The organism is Microcoleus sp. B4-C1, from assembly GCF_036705285.1.
GTDB lineage: Bacteria > Cyanobacteriota > Cyanobacteriia > Cyanobacteriales > Microcoleaceae > Microcoleus.
The window spans coordinates 1-2896 of the sequence record NZ_JAUBUC010000191.1 but is presented as its reverse complement, the minus strand read 5'-3'; the positions used below and the strand labels follow the sequence as shown (position 1 = coordinate 2896).

Sequence of the window (2896 nt, the reverse complement as noted above, 5' to 3'; positions counted from 1 at the left end):
CGTGATGCTATATCTGCCCATTCTTGTAACTTTTTCATGCCTTCTCTTATTCCCCAATCAAAGACCTGAATCCTTACAAAGACTTCAAGCTTTCATGTAATACCAACTCACCAGAGCGATCGGTGTAAGGACACAACCAAAGCCCGTGTTTCTACCAAAAATTGTACGACCAATGTCATTATTATTACAACAAACATCAAAAAAAATGAAGTCTAAATCAGTTACCCAAATCAGCGGGATTCCCGGTCAATTAGTCGGTGCAGTTCCCGTCCGAACCAGCGGTACAGGAACTCTTAAAATTGTTGGGGACACCTTACAACGAAATTTTATAGCCTTTCTCGGAAAGATGAGGTATAATGTTACTGACACTCACTCAGGAGGATAAAGCAGAGAATATCAGAGCAAACGAACTATAATTACATGGTTACGCACAAGCCACGCGAAAGCGATAGCATACATAATAGCATTTTTTTGACAGCACGAGCTGCTTGACTCACAAAAAGTAAATTTGTACTCCTCTTCATACATTGTTAAAAATGAAAGCTTATTCGATTGATTTTAGGCAAAAAATCCTTGATACTTATCATACTGAACCGATTTCACAAAAAGCAATAGCTAAGCGTTTTTCTGTAGCCCTGAGTTTCGTACAAAAATTGCTTAAACAATATCGTGAAACAAAAAACATTACTCCGAGAACTGACCGATGTGGAGTCAAAGGCAAACTTAATGCGGATCACCTACTCATCTTGGCGGAATTGATTGAAGCAAATAATGATGCAACTCTTGAAGAACTCCGTCCCAAACTTTATGGGAAAATTGGATTTTCCGTTAGTAGAGCAACAATAGGAAGAATGATAAAACTCTTAAATATTACTGTCAAAAAAAAACTCTCTTCCCTTCAGGCAAAGGCACGGAGCGAGTTCAACTCCTGCGATGTGAGTTCTGGAAAACAATTAAAGAGTAAGGTTTGAAAGACTTAATATTCCTTGACGAATCGGGAGTTAATTTAGCAATGGTTAGGTTATATGCTCGATCTCTAAAAGGTGAAAGAGCCCGGGGGCCAAAACCAACTAAACGTGGCAAAAATGTCTCAATAATTGGAGCAATGTCAGTTAAGGAAATTTTGACATCGGTTAATTTAATAGGCTCAACTGATGCAATTACATTTGAAGCTTTTATCATCAGAAAACTTGTACCCAAACTATGGAAAGGTGCTTGTGTCGTGATGGACAATTGTCCCATTCACTTGGGAGAAGAAGTGAAAAAAGCGATCGAAAAAAAAGGGGCAAGATTAATATACTTATCACCTTATTCACCAGATTTTTCACCAATTGAAAATCTGTGGTCAAAACTTAAAATCATTCTCCGTTCTATCAAGACTACTAATTATCAAGAATTAGCAAAAGCCATAGAGTTTGCGTTCGGTCAGGTTACATCGTCAAATATTTTTAACTGGTTTACACACTGCTGTTATTGTACCTCATCTTTCTGAGAAAGGCTCTACTTCATTTTTTGGGTTAGAAATCAAAGAAATCAGGGCTATTTCGTTCTAGACAGTAGGCATGGTTTAGGTTTAGAGTTTAGAAGTCGGATTCACCCTAACTTATGATTTATGAGTTCGCTAGCAATTGTAGAAGCATTTTCGGAATTACCCGACCCACGGCGTGGAGCGGGCTGTCGTCATGAGTATGCGGTCTGTTTAGCGTTATTTACCCTGGCGATTAGCGCAGGATGTGGTGGTTTTCTAGCCATCGGGGATTGGTTAAAGGCTTACCGCGAACCTCTGATTGCGCTGTTTGGGTTCCCGAAGCATGGGATTCCTTCCTACAGTACGCTTCGTCGGACGTTACTGGACTTGGATTATCAATCCTATGGCGCTTGCGTCGCTTCTTTCTGCAAAATTGAACCGAAAAGAGGTGAAACCATGGCCTTAGATGGAAAAGTCCTCCGTGGCTCTTACAATATTGAAACGGGTGATAATCGGACCCCATCCCATCCAGCGATTCAATTGGTGACGGTCTACTTGGTCGAACGAGGACTGATTTTAACTCCCCAACAAGTGGATTGTAAAACCAATGAAATCAAAGCGATTCCACCCGTTTTGGAAGCCTTGGCCCAACGGGGAGTCGTTTTTGCCTTCGATGCCTTGAATACTCAAAAAAAACTTGTGAGCTAATTATTGAGTCTGGGAATGACTATCTCGGTGCCTTAAAAGGGAATCATAGCCATTTTCATAACCCACATTCCGCAGTTCTGGCTTTGATGACTAAGTATTTTTATACATTCACTGTAGGAAAAATATCTGTGCCTACCTTTTCTAATTTTAGTATCATTATTTTGCGATTTTGGCGAGATATAACAAATTTGAATTCACAGATATTTCCTAATATATTCCTTCGGCAATATCTGAACTAATTTTCCATGAATTAGACATCACAATTCCGGCAACATGATTTTTCTGTTGCCAATTATTTGAATTTATTCAACAATATTCTCCGGTTTGTTTTCCGAGTTACCCATCTTCAACTATTAAATAATATTGACCGCAAACCTTTCCTAAATAATTTAATATCTCCCGACGTTCCTTTGTTAAGTTGCTTATTTCTTCGGCTCCATTTAGGTTGACTAAATGTACGGCTTGAAACATCTGAAATACCCACCGCATTGTCGGTTTATTTGTCAATTTTTTGACCTGGTTTCTGATGCTGGCATTGGCTGATTCTAATTCAATACGGTTTACTTAAGGTCGAACAAGTGGTACACTAGGTATGATGTACAAAAAAATAAATCAAGTATAATGCCGTACAAAAAATTATTATTAAGCTGTTGCACATTTAAACTGTGATACAAGCATTACCCTTATTTTTAATTTTGCGACCCCATTTAATTATTAATT

The 2896-nt window shown here is 38.6% G+C and carries 2 protein-coding genes and 2 pseudogenes; 3 read left to right on the top strand and 1 reads right to left on the bottom strand.

Annotated features, from left to right (window positions below):
• The first annotated feature begins 205 nt into the window (after positions 1 to 205).
• The 3 genes and pseudogenes from QUB26_RS31525 (at position 206) to QUB26_RS31515 (ending at position 2176) form a co-directional block, all read left to right on the top strand.
• Entirely contained in the window at positions 206 to 385 is a 180-nt protein-coding gene (locus QUB26_RS31525) for a hypothetical protein (RefSeq protein ID WP_333244177.1), read from the top strand.
• Between the two features lie 151 nt (positions 386 to 536).
• Positions 537 to 1492: pseudogene (locus tag QUB26_RS31520) on the top strand (IS630 family transposase).
• Positions 1493 to 1612: 120 nt separating this feature from the next.
• On the top strand, positions 1613 to 2176 hold the full coding sequence (locus QUB26_RS31515) for an ISAs1 family transposase (protein WP_333042589.1): 564 nt from the start codon (positions 1613 to 1615) through the stop codon (positions 2174 to 2176).
• Between the two features lie 336 nt (positions 2177 to 2512).
• Here the strand turns inward: QUB26_RS31515 and QUB26_RS31510 are convergent.
• Positions 2513 to 2734: pseudogene (locus tag QUB26_RS31510) on the bottom strand (IS1634 family transposase); the annotation flags it as partial.
• Positions 2735 to 2896 lie beyond the last annotated feature (162 nt).

Coding starts and splice junctions, on each gene's coding strand:
- QUB26_RS31525 (WP_333244177.1), top strand. CDS start 206: ATGAAGTCTAAATCAGTTACCCAAATCAGCGGGATTCCCGGTCAATTA.
- QUB26_RS31515 (WP_333042589.1), top strand. CDS start 1,613: ATGAGTTCGCTAGCAATTGTAGAAGCATTTTCGGAATTACCCGACCCA.